The sequence below is a fragment of the Pseudomaricurvus alkylphenolicus genome, from assembly GCF_011683955.1.
GTDB classification, from domain to species: Bacteria; Pseudomonadota; Gammaproteobacteria; order Pseudomonadales; family Cellvibrionaceae; genus Pseudomaricurvus; species Pseudomaricurvus alkylphenolicus.
Genome location: NZ_JAAQPI010000005.1, coordinates 377,270 through 394,580 on the forward strand (window position 1 = coordinate 377,270; position 17,311 = coordinate 394,580).

The 17,311-nt window shown below is 52.3% G+C and carries 14 protein-coding genes; 9 read left to right on the plus strand and 5 right to left on the minus strand.

Annotated elements, in window-relative coordinates; translation table 11 throughout:
* Window positions 1-19 precede the first annotated feature (19 nt).
* On the minus strand, window positions 20-1,180 hold the full coding sequence (locus tag HBA55_RS15730; protein ID WP_166993376.1) for an aromatic ring-hydroxylating oxygenase subunit alpha: 1,161 nt from the start codon (window positions 1,178-1,180) through the stop codon (window positions 20-22).
* A gap of 135 nt (window positions 1,181-1,315) precedes the next feature.
* On the opposite strand from HBA55_RS15730, the gene HBA55_RS15735 reads away from it, so the two are divergent.
* Complete coding sequence (locus HBA55_RS15735; protein WP_166993378.1) at window positions 1,316-2,308, plus strand: GlxA family transcriptional regulator; 993 nt, start codon at window positions 1,316-1,318, stop codon at window positions 2,306-2,308.
* Between the two features lie 12 nt (window positions 2,309-2,320).
* Here HBA55_RS15735 and HBA55_RS15740 read toward each other — a convergent pair whose 3' ends face one another.
* Together HBA55_RS15740 and HBA55_RS15745 are read right to left on the minus strand one after the other, a co-directional pair.
* The gene (locus tag HBA55_RS15740) at window positions 2,321-3,127 is read right to left on the minus strand and encodes an MBL fold metallo-hydrolase (protein ID WP_166993380.1); all 807 of its coding nucleotides are present in this window, start codon (window positions 3,125-3,127) and stop codon (window positions 2,321-2,323) included.
* A gap of 136 nt (window positions 3,128-3,263) precedes the next feature.
* Complete coding sequence (locus HBA55_RS15745) at window positions 3,264-3,470, minus strand: type 1 glutamine amidotransferase family protein (protein ID WP_166993382.1); 207 nt, start codon at window positions 3,468-3,470, stop codon at window positions 3,264-3,266.
* 164 nt (window positions 3,471-3,634) lie between these two features.
* Between HBA55_RS15745 and HBA55_RS15750 the strand changes: the two genes are divergently transcribed.
* A complete protein-coding gene (locus HBA55_RS15750; RefSeq protein ID WP_166993383.1) occupies window positions 3,635-4,894 on the plus strand; it encodes an FAD-dependent oxidoreductase in 1,260 nt (419 codons plus the stop codon).
* 34 nt (window positions 4,895-4,928) lie between these two features.
* Entirely contained in the window at window positions 4,929-5,909 is a 981-nt protein-coding gene (locus tag HBA55_RS15755) for an ornithine cyclodeaminase family protein (RefSeq protein WP_166993385.1), read from the plus strand.
* Between the two features lie 2 nt (window positions 5,910-5,911).
* Here the strand turns inward: HBA55_RS15755 and HBA55_RS38040 are convergent, their stop codons facing one another.
* Entirely contained in the window at window positions 5,912-6,376 is a 465-nt protein-coding gene (locus HBA55_RS38040) for a winged helix-turn-helix transcriptional regulator (RefSeq protein ID WP_166993387.1), read from the minus strand.
* A gap of 163 nt (window positions 6,377-6,539) precedes the next feature.
* Between HBA55_RS38040 and HBA55_RS15765 the strand changes: the two genes are divergently transcribed.
* Together HBA55_RS15765 and HBA55_RS15770 are read left to right on the plus strand one after the other, a co-directional pair.
* Window positions 6,540-7,733 carry a cytochrome P450 gene (locus tag HBA55_RS15765; RefSeq protein ID WP_240946125.1) on the plus strand — a complete coding sequence of 398 codons (1,194 nt, stop codon included), beginning with the start codon at window positions 6,540-6,542 and terminating at the stop codon, window positions 7,731-7,733.
* Between the two features lie 12 nt (window positions 7,734-7,745).
* Window positions 7,746-8,066 carry a 2Fe-2S iron-sulfur cluster-binding protein gene (locus HBA55_RS15770; protein ID WP_166993391.1) on the plus strand — a complete coding sequence of 107 codons (321 nt, stop codon included), beginning with the start codon at window positions 7,746-7,748 and terminating at the stop codon, window positions 8,064-8,066.
* Between the two features lie 74 nt (window positions 8,067-8,140).
* On the opposite strand, the gene HBA55_RS15775 is transcribed toward HBA55_RS15770, so the two are convergent.
* Window positions 8,141-9,937: an acyl-CoA dehydrogenase C-terminal domain-containing protein gene (locus HBA55_RS15775; RefSeq protein WP_166993393.1), complete on the minus strand. Its 1,797-nt coding sequence runs from the start codon at window positions 9,935-9,937 to the stop codon at window positions 8,141-8,143.
* 169 nt (window positions 9,938-10,106) lie between these two features.
* Here HBA55_RS15775 and HBA55_RS15780 point away from each other — a divergent pair, with 169 nt between their 5' ends.
* The 4 genes from HBA55_RS15780 to HBA55_RS15795 all read left to right on the plus strand — a co-directional run bounded on the left by HBA55_RS15780 (window position 10,107) and on the right by HBA55_RS15795 (window position 17,310).
* Window positions 10,107-10,781 (plus strand): TetR/AcrR family transcriptional regulator, encoded by a 675-nt coding sequence (locus HBA55_RS15780; protein WP_166993395.1) that lies wholly within the window; start codon window positions 10,107-10,109, stop codon window positions 10,779-10,781.
* 245 nt (window positions 10,782-11,026) lie between these two features.
* Complete coding sequence (locus HBA55_RS15785; protein WP_166993397.1) at window positions 11,027-13,237, plus strand: TonB-dependent receptor; 2,211 nt, start codon at window positions 11,027-11,029, stop codon at window positions 13,235-13,237.
* A 19-nt stretch (window positions 13,238-13,256) separates the two neighbouring features.
* Window positions 13,257-14,063: an enoyl-CoA hydratase/isomerase family protein gene (locus HBA55_RS15790; RefSeq protein WP_166993399.1), complete on the plus strand. Its 807-nt coding sequence runs from the start codon at window positions 13,257-13,259 to the stop codon at window positions 14,061-14,063.
* Between the two features lie 439 nt (window positions 14,064-14,502).
* Window positions 14,503-17,310 (plus strand): TonB-dependent receptor plug domain-containing protein, encoded by a 2,808-nt coding sequence (locus HBA55_RS15795; RefSeq protein WP_166993401.1) that lies wholly within the window; start codon window positions 14,503-14,505, stop codon window positions 17,308-17,310.
* The last annotated feature ends 1 nt before the right edge of the window (window position 17,311 follow it).

Below are 17,311 nucleotides of genomic sequence, written 5' to 3' on the forward strand. Positions count from 1 at the left end.
CAATATTGCAAAAGCGTGTCTAAAGCCGCATGTCTTCCTCATAGCGACGGTGAAACTCTGTCAGCGCAGATTCGAAGCGGCCGAAGTGGATTTCCTTGACGATGCCACTTTCCATATTCGCCTGAATGGTTTCGCCCAACACCCAGTCTTCCGTGAGAATATGATTGACCAGATAGTGGTTTTTCTCATGTATTTTGCGCTCTTCTTCTGACCAGTCATCGCTGCCGTTCTTCGGCGGGTTCACCAGCAGTACTTCCTCAATACGGGTTTCACCGGGCGCCAAGGGCACCATTTTAATCAGAGAAATATTGTCCGGCTGCGCGAGCAGCAGCATCCCGGGCGGCAGGTTGTAGATCACATTGGCCATTTGACGCATATCCCACTGGTCTTCATTCAGGTCCCTCGCCTCCAATAGAGGTTTTTTGGGCAGGATCATCCGCATGTAGGGACCCCAGCTTTCCCAGGTGGACAGATTGCCCAGAAAGAAGGGCGCCAGGGTATCTTTATGCGCGACATTAAAGTGGTAGGCCTCAATGCCGCCTTCCGCCAAAATTTTCCAGTTAGCCTTAATCACGTAATCCCGACGTGCATAGACCCGCTGATTTTCCAAATCCAGATACTTAAAGCCGAGCGCCATTTCTTCGTGCAAGAAATCATCCGGCAGTTTTTGTTCGGGATCGGGGTGTATAAACACCATTCCGTTGATAACGCGGCTATCAAACTCAATCAAATTCAGTTCGTCTTTATTCAAGTCGGAGAAACCGCTTTCAAATTCCGGTGCGGCTATAAGCTTGCCCTCAGAACTGTAGGTCCAGGCATGGTAGGGGCAGCTGAAGCGGCGTTTACAGCCGCTGCTGCCTGTTGCCACCAAACGTGCATTGCGGTGTCGGCAGACATTGGCGTAGACCCGAACCTGATCGTCCTTGTCCCGTACCATCAACAGCGGTAAACCATTGATCCAGTCCAAAGAAACATAATCACCGATATTAGGCACTTCGTTAGCCGTCGCGATAGCAGCAGGCATTTGTTGAAAAATCAGCTGGGTCTCGCGCTTAAACCAATCCTCTGAAACATATCGATCAATGGTATGGGTCTCGGTGGAATCGTGAAATTGCTTGTCTCCGTTTTCATGAAGTTCCACCACTTCCTTGATCAGCCGGATTTCAGTCTGTCGATCCATAGTTGGGTCCTCTCTCTGAGATGATGTTTGAGCCTGATCTGCCAGAGCCGTATAGGGGTACTTTATCAATGTATAATCAACTAAAAATGACTATAATTGACAAATATACAACCATTTAAGACAAGCAGGAGAGCCATGGCCTTGACACAACAGCGAGCGGTTAAAATCGCCTATCTAATCCCAGATCAATTCTGGAGCGGTACTGTGGTGGGTGCTGTCGAGATCTTTCACGGTATGGCACTGAATGCCAAAGCGTTTCAAAGCAAGCAATATCGAGGTTTTGACGTATCTCTGCTGAGTACGACGGAAAAGAAACCCCTTGGATTTTCAGGGCTCACCCTCGATACCCGCTATTTTGGTGCTCCGGAGTTCATTAACGAAAGATTTGATGCGATAGTCGTTCCCTCTGTCTGGAATCTGTCGATGGATAACCTGAGGGAATCCGACAATGCGTTGGCCTGGTTACGGCGGCAGCATCAGCAGGGCTGCATTGTCGCGGGATTGGTGACCGGTGTGTTCTATCTGGCAGAGGCCGGTCTTCTCGATGGCCGGGAGGCGACCATACACTGGGCCTCGGTGAATATTTTCCAACAGCGTTATCCCAACATCAAAATCACGCCGCAAGTGCAACTCATTGAATCAGACAATATTATTTCCACCTCGACGACACCGGCGACGTTTCATGTGACGCTATTGTTGATTCAGCGGTTTCTGGGGGATAGGGCCGCAGAATTTGCTTCCCATTATTTTGCCATTCGGGATAAGGAAGCACCGCTTCCCGAGTTTCTGGAACCGTCCAGTCTCGATACTCTGGTCGATGCCGTTCGTGACAAAATACGCATGAATTACACGGAAGATATCTCGCTCGAAGGCCTGGCATCAGAGTTCAATGTGACCTCTCGAACACTTTCCCGCCGTTTTGTCGCCACTACCGGCATCACTCCCATTCACTACTTGACCAAACAGCGCCTCAATATTGCCCGGCGTTTACTGCAATCAACCGATTTTCAGATTCAGCGTATTGCAGAGCAATCCGGGTTTGCATCAGCGACCGTGTTTGGCCGCAGCTTTAAGCAGGAGTTTGGGCAGACACCCCGGGAATTTCGACAATCGCTGCCCAATACTTGACGATTTCCAGAGTTAAAGCACCACCTTCTGGCAGGAGCGTATAAGATTGATTTTGCTGAAGTTATAACCGGACAGTCTGCTCATCAGATTCTCTTTGCCCAGTAACTGCAAAGTGATCGCTTTTTGGCTGTATCCCTGTTGATGCAATTGCTGGACCTCTGCAGCCAGATTGACGATGTAATCATACTTTTCCTGCAGCCGTTGCTTGCCGTCTTTAACGATACCGCGATGGGGGCAGATGATGGTATCGAATTCCAGCGCCAGAACACGTTTGGTGCTCTCAAGAATGGTGGCGATATCTTCGTCGACGCGAAGCAGCTTCAAATGGTTGGCGATATACAGGTCTGCACTGAATAGCCAGCCGCGTTCCGGTAACAGATAGCAGGTCATATCCTTGGCATGGCCCGGTGTAAAGATGCTTTCGACACGCTCACCATCAGCCAGGCACAGGTCCTGCGGGATCACAGCAGCCTCCACTCGATCAGCTGCTCCCCATAGAATTCGCTGCGTAATCGGAATCCGAAAACCCCGCTTGAGTTTCTGTACTGTTAATTCCGGCGCCAGGGGTGTGATGTTGGTCAGGGTTTTGATCCGGCCGGCATTTCCGCTGTGGTCTTCATGGTGATGGGTCAGAATCAACTGCTGCAGTGGTTTCTCTTCGACAAAGGGCTTAACGTAGCGCCACTGGTTGGTCGGACCGGTGTCAATCAGGGTATTGCCCAGTCGGTACAGAATGAATGAACTGTTGATGCCTAAATTGAAACGACCTACCCGGATGGCATCAATGCCCTGATATTGAAACTTATCTAATACTGCCATCGATGAATCAACTGCTGCTATAAATCGCCGAAATGCACTTATCTTGCATAACAGGTTGCCGCCAGGCAATGACATTTCCAGCCTTTAGGATTGTCCGATTCAATGAATTTGCGTCTGAAATCCATGAGCTTTGAAGTCACACTGAAAGGCCATTGACAGACTCCACCATCAACTCATGCTGCAGAATCGTCATGAGTGTCCAGCGGCATTGGACTGGTTTACTGAGTCCACCGACATCGGCGACGATCCGCAGGGCCTCGATCATGCCGCTCAGCGACAGCAGGGTGAACTGAGGCTGCAATAGAAACCCTACATGAAGCTTGGTGGAGTCAGTGGTCGTCAAGATAATCGCCTGTGCCAACGGTGGTGTTGCTACTCTGAAATATCTGTCTGTTATTTGCAAGTTTTTGTCGGAATATTCCTAGCCGCCCATTCCCGCCAGAAGCTAGGATACGACCACACTGTCAGCCTGTGGCTTTGAGTCGATCGTTGAGGAAGATAAATCCCGTGCAAAAAACACTGATTATTGGCGCTGGCCTGCTCGGATTGAGTACCGCCAAAGCCCTGCATGACCTTGGCCGCGAGGTGGAGGTGCTGGATGCTGCCGAAGAGGTTGGACTGGGCGCCAGCTACGCCAACGGGGGTATGCTGACGGCGTCCATGTCGGACCCTTGGAATTCACCGGGTGTGCACCGGCATCTGGCGTCGTCATTGTTTGATCCCACTTCGCCTATGAAGCTTCATCTTAAGGCGATTCCTACACTGTTCTGTTGGGGGTTGAAGTTCCTGCGCAATTCCACTTCGCGCCGCCACACCCACGCCGTGCAGTCAAATTATGCACTGGCCAGCTACTCGATAGGGCAAACCCGCGCCTGGCGTGAGCAGCTTGATCTTGACTACAACGCCGCGGCGGCGGGTTCCATGAAAATCTTTCGCAATCCGTCGGCGGCTCAGGGGCCTCTGGCCCTGGCCAAAGCGCTGCATCCGGCCGGGCTTCGATTTCACCAGCTGGATGTAGACGGAGTTCTTGAATACGAACCCATGCTGCATGACATTCGAGACCAGATCACCGGCGCACTGTACTTCCCTGGCGACGAAAGTGGAGATGCCCACTTGTTTTGCCGTGCGCTCAAACGTTATCTGCAAAATCAGGGAGTTATGGTTAATACGGGCGTCCCTGTTGAGAGCCTGATGATCGCCAAGGGTAGAATCCGCGGTGTTCGTACCCAATCGAAAGAGTATATTGCAGACTGCGTCGTCGTAGCAGCGGGCACCCAGACCCCGGCATTGCTAAAGGGAACTGGAATATCGCTTTCGATCGCACCGGCCAAGGGCTATAGCGTGACCTTTTGTGGAGAAGACGCAGGCCCTCTGCCGACCATTCCGGTGATAGACGATGCGATGCACGCCGCCATTTCTCCTCTGGGCAATCAATTACGGGCAGTAGGTACCGCAGAGTTCACAGGTTTTGATAAGCGCCTGAGTCAGGTACGTATCGACAATCTGGTTAACCTGTTAAAGGCACTTTATCCAAGGATTGCTGCACAGATTGACCTCAATAAGGCCGAGCCCTGGACCGATTTTCGCCCCATGAGCAGTGACGGCAAACCCTTTATAGGGGAGAGCTGCGTCAAAGGGCTTTATATCAATAGCGGTCACGGTCATTTGGGCTGGACCAAGGCTGCCGGCTCCGCCTGTTTGCTGGCGGACCTGATGACCGCTAGAACGCCGGCAATTAACGATAAGCCTTTTGCGGTTCACCGATAACCCAATTCATTTAGTTAAATACGAGGCACCTACTATGTCACTCACTATCATTAACGCTGCGCAAGTTCGCGAGTTACTGTCCATGGACGAATGCATTGACGTCATGGTGCCCGCAATGATTGCGGCGTCCTCAGGCACGGTGTCGATTCCCCCACGAATGATCACTCCCCTGATCGATAACAGCGGCTTTTTTGCGCTGATGCCGGGCTCTTCAGCTGATCTTGCTACCTATGGTGCGAAGGTGGTGAGTCTGCACCCTCAAAACCCCGCTAAGGGGCTGCCGGCCATTCAGGGGTTTGTGACCTTGTTTGACCACCATTCCGGTGCGCCGGTTGCGATTATCGAGGGTGCTGAAGTGACGGGAATTCGCACGGCTGCTGCCTCTGGCCTGGCGACGCGGCTGTTGGCTCGTGAAGATGCGACCACCTGCGCCATTTTCGGGACCGGTGTTCAGGCGGTCACCCATATCGACGCGATGAGTGCGGTCCGGCCGCTGACTGAAGTACTGATCTGGGGGCGTGATCTGTCCAAAGCTGAGGCGTTGGCATCGGAGCAGGCTGAGCGAACCGGACTTAATATTCGCGCGACTGATGATCCTCAAGCTGCTGCTGGCTGTGACATCATCTGTACCGTGACGGGCTCAGCCGAACCGATTCTCAAAGGTGAATGGGTGCAACCGGGAAGTCACGTGAATCTGGTAGGCGCCCATTCATTGGACAAACGCGAGGCAGATACTGATCTGATTGCCAAGTCGGCAGTGTATACCGATCTGATGGAATCACTGCGGAATGAAGGGGGAGATGTGATGATCCCTGTGCAGGAGGGGCTTATCAAAGAAACACATGTCGTTGGTGAACTGGGGCAGCTGGCCAACGGCGATATTGCGGGCCGTCAGGACCGGCAACAGATTACTGTGTACAACTCCCTTGGTGTAACGGCTCAAGACCTCTACGCCGCCCGTTATGTTTATGACCGGGCTCTCTCGCGAAACGCCGGTGTGAGCGTGGCCTGGTAGGCTTACTCTAGCGCTGGTATGGGGGACGAGGGTTTGATTTCCTTGATCACCACACAGGAAGCAATGTCCTTTACGCTGGGATAGCGCAAGATCCCCCGCATTGTCAGATCTCCCAGATCGTCAATATCTTTCGCGACCACTCGCAGCATCAGGTCATTGGGGCCGGTAATGGCCAGGCATTCGATGATCCGCGCTTCGCTCTGTACCGCATCAAAAAAGGCGGTAGTGTCGGTTTCTGAGCGCTGATCCAGATTCACCAGAATTACCGCAGAGATATGGCAACCCAATAATTTTGGGTCCACCTCTGCGCGATAACCTCGAATGATGCCAGATTCCTCCAAGGCCTTGGTCTTGCGTAAGCAGGGTGATTCGGAAAGGTGTACACGCTTGGCCAGCTCCACATTGGACAGTCTGCCATCCTGCTGCAAAACGGCAAGGATGGCTTTTTCGTCATTTTTGATTGTCACGGCAGGAATCCACCCATCTTTTGCTAATCAGGGGCAGATTATGTCTATTCCTGGCAAAAGATAAAAGTAATTGGACAGAAAAAGTCCCAATAGCCTGGTTAGAATATTCCTCTGTCAACACAGTGCCCCGAACCCTGTCCTGAGGAGAAACCAGACGGTGACTATGGCTGAAACCAACCACTTTCCACTGGGTGCCCGCTTATCGGTCGCCAGTTTATCAAAAGACCCCTACCCACAACTGCTGGAACTACAGCATCAAGAGCCCATAAGCTGGATTGCAGAACTGAATATGTATTATGTACTGCGACACAGCGACGTTGAGTACATTCTGAAAGACGCCGAACACTTTATTACCGGAACAGAGTCATCCCTGGTTTATGATACTTTCGGCGAACATATGATGACGGTAGAGGGCAAGCAACACCAACGCTACAAAGGCAAAGTACGCAAGCCATTTATGCCCAAATTTATTCGCGAAAATATCGAGACAGAGATCACTTGCCTGGTGGATTCCTTGATCGATGGCTTTCAAAACAAAGGCCAGATAGAGCTTCGTTCCGCGTTTGCCAGTCGTATTCCGGTACAGACAATGTTGCAACTGTTTGGGCTACCTCAGCAGGATGAAAAGTACCTGCGCTGTTGGTACAACGATTTCGAACGGGCGCTGGCCAACTTCCAGTGGGATGAAGCGATACGCAGTAAAGCGAAAACCAGCGTCGAGGAGTTTCATCAACACCTGCAGCAAAGCATCGGGCATTTGCGTGAACATCCCAACGCCTCGTTGCTCAGCTCCCTGGCCAATGCACCCGAAGCAGAACGGCTAACGGATGAAGAAATCCGTCACAATGCGTTGATCATCTTTTTCGGTGGTATCTCCACTGTCGAGGCCTTGATCCTTAATGCACTCTACGCGCTGTCCACCCATGCGGATGTTTTTGAACGGGTGCGCAAGGATCTCAGCTTGTTACCGAAAGTCCTTGAGGAAACCGTTCGCTGGGCGGCGCCGGTTCAGTCTGCCACCCGACATGTCGTCAAAGACTGTGAATACGGTGGTGTTAAATTCAAAAAGGGCGACACGGTTAACTGTATGTTGAATGCAGCCAATCGGGACCCCGAAGTATTTTCCGATGCCAATCGCTTTGACATTGACCGCCCGGACCTCCGTCGTCATATTGGTTTTGCCACAGGCGGCCACTCGTGTCTCGGCTCTCATCTCGCCCGTGCCGAAGCTCGAATTGCACTGGAGCGGCTGATCACGCGGCTGCCAAATTGCCGTATGGACCCCGGTCGGGCATCGGCCCCGGAGGGTTATGAATTTCGCCAGCCGCTATCGCTGCAACTGATTTGGAATCACTAAGGGAACACCGCCATGGTTGAACTGGTTTTTATTGACAGCAATGATCAACGTTACCAAGTAGAAGGGGAGGTGGGCCGCAGTTTGATGGAAGTGGCAATGGATAATATGGTGCCTCATATCCTCGCCGATTGCGGCGGCTGTATCTCCTGTGGCACTTGCCGGGTGGATGTGGTTGAGACCTGGCAATCGGTGGTCGGACAGGCGACGGCTTCAGAAGCAGACCTGATCGAAGGGCTGGATCAGCCAACCCCGGCAAGCCGTTTGGCCTGCCAGGTGACTGTTACCGAAGAAATGCAGGGTGCTGAGTTTTTGCTGTCGGATGAGTTCTGCTAGTGGAGTGTATCAAATAGATTGCTGAAATCGACAATCTATTTGATACACTTCACTAGTCACTCCGCAGCGTCAAGTCAGAATTGAAAATGTTCCGCCGACAGCGTCATTAGGCTTTCGGCGCCGGCGTTAATCACCTGGACGCAGGTACGGGTGCGCGGCAGCAGGTGGTTGAAATAAAACTGAGCCGTGAGGATTTTGGAACGATAGAATTCGGGCTCTGCGGTGCCCGATTCCAACTTCCGAGCCGCCACCGCCGCACTTTGTGCCCACAAGTAGGCAAGACAAACATAGCCGCAGTACATCAAATAATTGACGGAGGCAGCGCCGACCTCTTCAGGGTTACTCCGCGCGCGCTCCCCGATGTTGAGTGTCATCGTTTGCCATTCAGTCGTCAGCTCTCTGAGTTTGGCCAGCAGTGGCCCAAGCGTCTGGTGCTCCGCTTCCAGATCGCAGAATACGTCGATTTGATTGATAAATGTTTGCAGCGTGATCAGCCCAGCCCCCAGTACCTTGCGGCCCAGTAAATCCAAAGCCTGAACACCTGTGGTACCTTCATACAGCATGGCAATACGGGCGTCGCGCACGTTTTGCTCCATGCCCCATTCGCGTATGTAGCCGTGTCCGCCAAAACACTGCAGGCCCTGGTTGGCTGCTTCAAAGCCGGTTTCACTGGCAAAGGCCTTGGCAATAGGCGTCAGAAAATCCAGCTGACTTTTGGCCGCGTTGCGAGTTGCCTCATCGTTGCCGCGCTCAGCCAGGTCCAGCTGTTGGGACAAGTAGTAAATCAGCAACCGGTTACCTTCGGCGAACGCCTTTTGGGTCAATAGCATACGCCGAACGTCGGGGTGCACGATAATCGGGTCAGCGGGTCCGTTAGGGTTTTGGGGGCCGGTGGGCGCGCGCATCTGCAAGCGTTCACGGGCATAGGCCAGGGATTTCTGGAAGCCGAGTTCGGCGTGAGCAACACCCTGAGTGGCTGCAGCAATGCGAGAGGCGTTCATAAAAGTGAACATGGCCATCAAACCACGATTGGACTCACCCAGCAAATAGCCTTTGGCGCCATCGAAGTTCATCACACAGGTGGCACTGGCTTTAATACCCATCTTATGCTCAATAGAGCCACAGCGAACAGAATTGCGCTCTCTAAGGTTGCCGTCATCACAGAGGTACTTGGGCACAATAAACAGTGAAATACCCTTGGTACCCTCAGGCGCGTCCGGAAGTCGTGCCAGCACAATGTGAACAATATTCTCGGTCAGGTCGTGTTCACCGCCGGTAATAAATATCTTGGTACCAGTGATGTTGTAGGAGCCATCCTGGTTGGGTTCAGCTTTGGTGCGCAACAGACCCAGATCGGTACCGCAATGAGGTTCCGTGAGGCACATCGTCGCATTCCAGCTCCCGTCGATTAATTTGCGTTCATATAAACTTCGCTGCTCGTGAGTGCCAAATTCCGCCAGAGTCTCAATGGCCCCTGATTGCCCAGCGGTATAAAGGGCGAAGCCTGTGTTCGCGGCGGTCAGCATTTCACTCAGAACCCGACCCAGAGAAGAGGGCAGCCCCTGACCACCATAGTCGGCAGCTCCCGTTACAGAAGCCCAACCACCGTCGGCGTAGAGTCGATAGGCCTCTTTAAAGCCATGAGGGGTGTTCACTACCCCGTCGTTCCAATGGCAGCCTTCTTCATCACCACTGCGATTGATTGGAACCAGAGCGTTCTCACAAAATTTGGCAAATTCGTCGAGGATGGCATCCACCATTTCCGGGCTGGCGTCTTCTCCACCGGGAAGGGAGGCGTAGTGGGTATCGAAGCCGAGAACTTCTTTCATGGCAAAACGGATATCCCGCATTGGTGCTTTGTAATTTGTCATGGTTCTGATTCGTCTGTGTTGTCTCCATTGGCAATATGCCATAATTTATTTGTTTATCGCAAGCAAATATATTTCAGGATTTTGTTGCCGCTCTATTGGGGTCCGCCTTGACCGGGTCCAACCAATACGGTTTACTGACGCCTTTCCAGCCTGGTCCCTTAATCCATCAATGCCAAAAACAACCGCCCCCGATACCTCTGCATCAACCACTGCCAAACACCAGCGCAGGACTCACCTGGAACGAACAGAACTGTCCGATCGCCGAATGTTTGAGGCAACGGAATCACTGATTCTGGAGGTGGGGACACAAAAGACCACGCTTAAGGAAGTGGGCGAGAGAGCCGGTTACAGCCGAGGACTGGCCAATGCTCGCTTTGGCAACAAGGAAACCCTATTCCTCAAGTTGGCCGACCGATGCCGGCGGCTGTGGCTGGATGAGCTGAATCAGGCGGCGGGTGACAAGCGCGGCCTGGCGGCCTTTTTATCCCGTTTTGATGCGATAGCCTCCTACAGCAGTAATTCTCCGGAAGATGCCAGGGTTATGTATATTCTCTGGTTCGAGTCAGTCGGCTCCAATTCGGACATGAAAGAGAGCCTGGCCCGCTTTCATCAACAGGCTCGGGACGATATCCGCAATCTGATTATTGATGCCAAGGCGGCCGGGGAGATCGCCCAGGATATCAGCCCCGAATGCTTTGCGGCGCACTTTACCTCCACCTTGTTTGGCCTCTGCTACCAATGGGTGGTTAATCCCTACGCGATCGACGTTGCTCAGCTCATGGCCGATATCAAGCAGCAGATGCTGCTGGTGTTAAGACCTACCTCCAGTGTCCACCCTGAATAGCCGATTGGTTTAGCCCAATCATCATCACCGACTATAGATCTGTATTTTTACAGGGCAGTCCCTCAAGTCTCAGGTTGACATCAAATGTACTCGCCTATATATTTGTTTGAAACAAGCAAATTGCTTGCGACAAACAAACGCCTAGAGCGCAGGTTCAGTGCCAATACAAACATCATAGATCTGAGTAGATTTGAATAAACCCTAACCAGTGGCCCAATAACGACTATCAGAGAGCAGGTAACCCTATGTTTATTAACAATATTCCAGGAAAAAATGTCCTCAAAACCCTTCCCGCAGCCATCGCCCTGGGCCTGTGCGGCACAGCCGCTGCCGAGGAAGATGAGGCACTAAAACGAAGCGCTGCAAGCATTATGCTGGAAGAGGTAGTAGTCACCGCCACAAAGAAAGCCTCTGCCGAACAGTTGCAGGACATTCCCATAGCAGCCACCGCCTACAGTGAGGATCAGCTGTTGATTTTGAATGTTCGGGATCTGAAAGGCCTGTCTCACACCATGCCGAATGTGTCCATGGATGAATCCGGTACCACCAAAGGCGTCGCCAATTTCTCGTTTCGGGGGCTCGGGGTTAACAGCTCTATTCCTTCCGTTGACCCAACGGTGGGTGTGTTTATTGATGGCGTTTATCTGGGCACCAATTACGGGGTGGTGTTCGACCAGTTTGATCTGGCGGGCATCGAAGTCTTGAGAGGTCCTCAGGGATTGCTGTTCGGCCGTAATGTTACCGGTGGCGCCGTAGTGGTCAACACCAAGAATCCGACTAGCGAGTTTGAAGGTTCGATAAGAACGGCCATCGAATCCGGGCTCAACAAGTATGTTATGGCTTCCGTCTCCGGTCCCGTGATTGAAGACAAACTGCTGGCCAAGCTCGCTGTCTATATGAATGACGACGATGGTTATTTCGACAACAAATTCAATGGTAATAATGACTTTGGTGAATCCCGAACCGAATTGATTCGCGGCGGCATGACCTGGTTAGGCGACGAGAGCGCCGAGTTGACCGTCAAATACGAACACGGGAAGTCTGATGGCGATGGACCTGCGTCCCAAAATCATGCGCTGTTCCAGCGTGACTCTCTGGATTTTTCCATTGACGAGGAAGGCTTCTATGACACGGAGTGGGATTTTGTTTCCGCCAAATACACGGTCGATCTGGGTGCCGGTGTATTAACCAATATCATTGGCTGGCGAGATATGGAGCACGCCACTCTAATCGACGCAGATGCCACTCCAATTTTTGGCTTTCACGCCAGCTCTGTTACTCAAGCTGAACAGTTCAGTGAAGAATTGCGTTACAACATCACCCTCGATGATTGGGTGGATGTGACCGCAGGATTCTATTATTTCACTCAAGACCTCACCTATGTGGAACATCGCAGTATTGCTGGTGGCGCTCTCAATCTCAATGGCGGAGGCACACTGGATCAAACCACCGTTGGAATCTTTGCCTCGGCAGACTGGCGCTTGAGCGATACAGTGACGTTAAATACCGGTGTTCGCTATACCATCGAAGAAAAGTCCGCAAAGCTTGCCACATTCAGTCCGTTGTTACCTTGCCGCGTTGACTCCGCCAGCTGCCTGGACCACGACTTTGACGATGATGAAGAATGGGCAAATGTGACTCCCAAGATCGGCGTGCAGTGGTTCGTCGATGAGAATACCCAGGTGTATGCCAGCTACAGTAAAGGTTTTCGTTCCGGCGGTTACAACATGCGCAACGTATCGCCCACGGTTGAACCGGGACCATTCGATGAAGAAGAACAGGATTCCTTTGAAATCGGTGTCAAACTGGACACACTGGAGGGCAGGTTGCGTTTGAACGCAGCAGCGTTCTACAACACGATCACGGATATGCAGCGAGAAGTGCTGGTGCCCGATGAAACGGCCGGTACCGCGCAAACCATCCAGAACACCGCAGATGCAACGATCAGCGGCGTAGAACTGGAACTGACGGCGGTTCTGACAGAACAGCTCTTGCTGGGGGTCAACCTTGGAATTCTGGATGGAGACTACGACAAGGTGGAGTACGACATCAGTGGCGACGGTTTGGTTGACGATACCGATGAGGGTTTAAGCCTGCCACGTCTGGCGCCGCTCAGCGCCGGTATAAGCCTCACCTGGCAAGATGAAATATTCTCAGGCCATTCCTTGTTAGCACGCGTTTCCTTTAATCACCGTGACGAAGCTGCATACAACGACAATAATGTGGGCTATCTCAATGCCGCGGATATTGTGGATGCCAATATCTCCTTTACCACCGCCGACGAATCAATCACTGTCTCCGTATTCGGCCGCAACTTGAAGGATGAGGTGTCCCACGGCGGCAATACGCCGTTGCCCAGTGCTCCGTTATTTGGTTACTCCGGGGGCTCGGCACCTTCTTTCTCGCCATTAACCAAAGGCAGGATTTACGGCGCGGAATTCGCCTATCGATTTTAACAAACAGCGGGGGTTACTCATGTTGGAAACCAAAGAATATCGTCGTCTGTCGCTTACGCGAAATGGTGGGGTTTTGATAGTGACCCTGAACTCAGGTCACAAAGCCAACGCTTTTTGCCTGGAGTCCATGCAGGAATTGAACGATGTGGCTAACACTGTCGCGGAGGACATGGATGTGTCCGCAGTCATTCTGACCGGTCAGTCTCAGATATTCAGTGGGGGCATGAACCTGAGTGACTCCAGTGTACTTGAACCCGCCGGCCGCAATTTACAAGAGTTGCGTCGCGGCGCTGCGCTTGGGGCAAAAATGTGCCGCGCCTGGGAGTCCATTGAAGCACTGACCATTGCCGCTATTGAGGGCGGTTGCGTGGGGGCGGGTGTGGCTCTGTCCCTTGCCCTGGATTTGAGAGTTTGTGCTGAAAACAGCCTGCTGTATGTCCCGGAGATTGAACGCGGCATGAACATGAGCTGGCAGAGTGTGCCCCGCAGCGTCAGTCTGATTGGTCCCGCGAAAACCAAGCGTATGTTTATGCTGGCGGAGAAGGTGACTGCCGCACAGGCGTTAGACTGGGGCTGGGCGGACTATTTATCAGCTTCCGGCACGACCGTCGATCAAGCCTTGCAGCTGGCCAAACAAATGGAAAAACTCCCTCCCATTTCAGTGCGCATGTGCAAACAGTCCATTAACGTCGCGGCTAATGCCCTTAATCACGCCGTCAGCTATATGGATGCTGATCAACTGGTATTGACGCAACACAGCGAAGACTACCGCGAAGGGATTGATTCATTTCTGGAAAAACGGGAACCCAGTTATCGGGGGTGTTGAAATTTCACTGCTGTTCTCCCAAATTGACTGTTGACAAGATAGAACATTGGTTTCACCATAAAGGCAATCAGTGAAAAACTAATCGTATCTAACGACAAAGCACCTATGAACAGACGCGCACCCCAGCGCTGCTCAGATACCCACTATCTGAGCGAGTGGTTTGACGAATAAGACACCCACCCGGTGACTCCGGGTGGGTGATCTTGCGTTCGTGCTCTGTCTACCCCGCCAAAGCATCCTTGTCTAGATCATCACAGCCAATACTTTCTGGCTGACTACAATTTAGAAATACACGGTTTTAGGAAATCCGCCTGCGGTTTTGTGCTGCTATTTCCTGGAATCATCATCCCGGTTTGCCCGTGTTTCGAGCAAACCGACGCTATCTTCTGCGCATATGCCGGGGATATTTATCGAATTCTGCGGGGTAGAGGAGAAAATTATGTTCTATAAGAAACATCCACTCGCCCGTGCCGTTGCTTTGAGTGGCATCGCGCTCAGCTCGACGACATTTTTAGCACAAGCAGCAGATCAGCAGCTGACTGAGAATGATCTGCTGGAAGAAATTGTAATTACTGGTACCCATATCAAGGGACTGGATATGGACGGCGCCATGCAGGCGGTGCAACTCGATCGCGAAGATATTGCCGAGTCAGGCGCAGCCAGCGCTGCTGAGATCTTACGTGACCTGACTCAGACCGGTGGTGGCAGCGGCACCTTTTCCACCTCCACGGGGGGCCCACTTTCCGGCCAGACTCCGGTGGGTGCAGGCGGAGTTTCTCTGCGGGGACTCGGCACCGCCTCCACTCTGACGCTGGTCAATGGGCGGCGTATGTCAGTCAGTTCGTTTGCCAACGGCACAGAGTCATTTATCGATGTAAACTCGATACCCTCTGCCGCCATCGAGCGAGTAGAGGTTTTGCCCAGCGGGGCATCGGCCACTTATGGAGCTGATGCTGTTGCCGGAGTGGTGAATATTATTCTTCGTGAAGACTTTGAAGGCAGCGAGTTGTCAATCTCCGGAGGCAACTCAGCCGAGTCCACTGATGAAGGACGCTACAACCTGAACTGGGTATGGGGCGGGAACACCGAAAACTCCAACACCATGGTGTTGGTGGACTACTATAGCCGCAGCGGTTTCTATGATCGCGACCGCTCTATTTCGGAAAATTCTGTTAGACCCAGTCAGCAAGGTATCTATCCGAGCTTTAACGATCTGTTTTTCAACTTCTACGATGTGATCCAGAAGCAAGCCGATGGTGGCTGTCCGGTCGATCAGGCAGGCTTTAGCGGTTTTGGTGAATATTGTGAATTGGATGCCAACCAGTTTGCCTCTATTGATGATGAGTACGAAAGCCTCGGTGTGGTGGCCACTCATGAATGGGATATTTCCGACAGGCTCTCACTGTTTACAGAGTTAATGTACCAAACCTATAAAACCCAGGGGGTCAGTTCGCCGGCGAAATTTAATGGCGCTCCCGTGGACCCTGAAAGTCCGCTCTGGCCCGCCAGTGTGATTGCAGATATGGAAACCGAAGGCTCCTTTAACGAAGACTTTGGACAATTCTCCGACTACTTTGGGTTCCCCATTTTTGCCTGGGGTGCGTTGCCGGAGCCTCGCGCCGTTGAAGTCGAAAGTGAGTCTTTTCGTCTGGTGACTGGATTTAAAGGTCAGTGGGATCGTTTCGATTGGGAGCTTGCGGCGACTTACGGGCGCTCGGAATCGGAACAGAGAGGACTTTCCGGACTGGTCAAGAAAGCGGAACTTTACGATGCGCTTTTAGGCAATATCTGTGATGACGGTACGCGAATTGATCGCTGGGAGGTGGATCTGGTGGATGATGGCGCCTCCTATAATGGCGGTAGCTGTGAAGATCTGGGTAAATCCACACTCTGGTATGATCCATTCAACGGTCAAACTGAACAGATGCAAGGAGTCCGTGAACTAATCGAGACTCAGGCCAGCCGTGAAGGCGAGAGTTCGGTCTGGTCCCTTGACGCCGTGATCTCAGGGCAGCTGTTCAGTCTGCAGGGGCGGGATGTCTATGGTGCTTTGGGGGCAGAGTTTCGGCGCGAAGAGGTTGAGGACACCCCCTCGGCTGATGCTACCGCAACCTCAGACAATCCTGAGCCTATCCTCGGGTTCAGCTCTACCGGTGCAGACTATGAACGGGATCAATTCGCCCTGTTTGGAGAAATGTTCATTCCCCTAAGCGAAAACTTCGAACTGCAGTTGGCGGCCCGCTATGATGACTACGACGATTTCGGCTCCGATATCAATCCCAAAATAGGATTTCGCTATCAGCCGATCGAAGCGTTGATCCTGCGTGGTAACTGGTCTACCTCGTTCCGGGCGCCATCTCTTGCCCAGGCTGGTGCCAGCACACTCTTGTCCAGCTACAGCATTGACTGCCTCGATACGCCGATTGCCTGTAACGGAGACAGCAGCGCTGACGGCGCTTCTTTGTTATCGGAAGACTTGGGCAACCCGGATTTGGAACCGGAAGAGGCGACAACCTGGGGCTTTGGTTTCGTATTCAAGCCAACTGAAGATATTGATGTCAGTGTCGATTACTGGAATATTGAACACGAGAACCTGATCGGTATTGATGAGGATGATTTTATCCGTAAAGCCTTCGCCGGTGAGTATGCCGTCACCACCGAGAGTTTGCCGACGGGTCAGCCAGGGCTCCAGGTTAATCCCGGTGGGTTTGTGGTTGATGCTCACTTCCCTCTGGCAAACCTTGGGGAGCAAACCACCAGCGGCGTGGACTTTGCCTATACTCAGTACATTGATACCAATAATCTGGGCAGCTTTACCATCAAGTTCGATGCCACCTACCTTGACGAGTTTGATCGTGATTCCTCTGATTTTTCTGAAATAGAAAGTCTTGCGGGTGACTACAAGTATCCGCGCTGGCTGGTTAACGCCAAGGTGCGCTGGCGCTACGACAGTTGGAGAGCTTCGCTATCCGCCAACTACACTCACGATTACCAGGACGACCCCAGTAATCAGGTGCGCGATGCTCTGGGTCTTGGAGATGACGATGAGGTGGATGTGAGCTCCTGGACGGTTTGGGACTTGAGCCTGAGTTACGACTTGCCCAGCGAAAGTTATGTCACCTTAAAGGTGGACAATCTTTTTGATCGCGAACCGCCTCTGGTATTGGGTACCGGTGCTAATGTGGATCATACCAACCACTCCTCCATGGGGCGCTTTGTCACTCTCAACTACACTCACGTATTTTGAT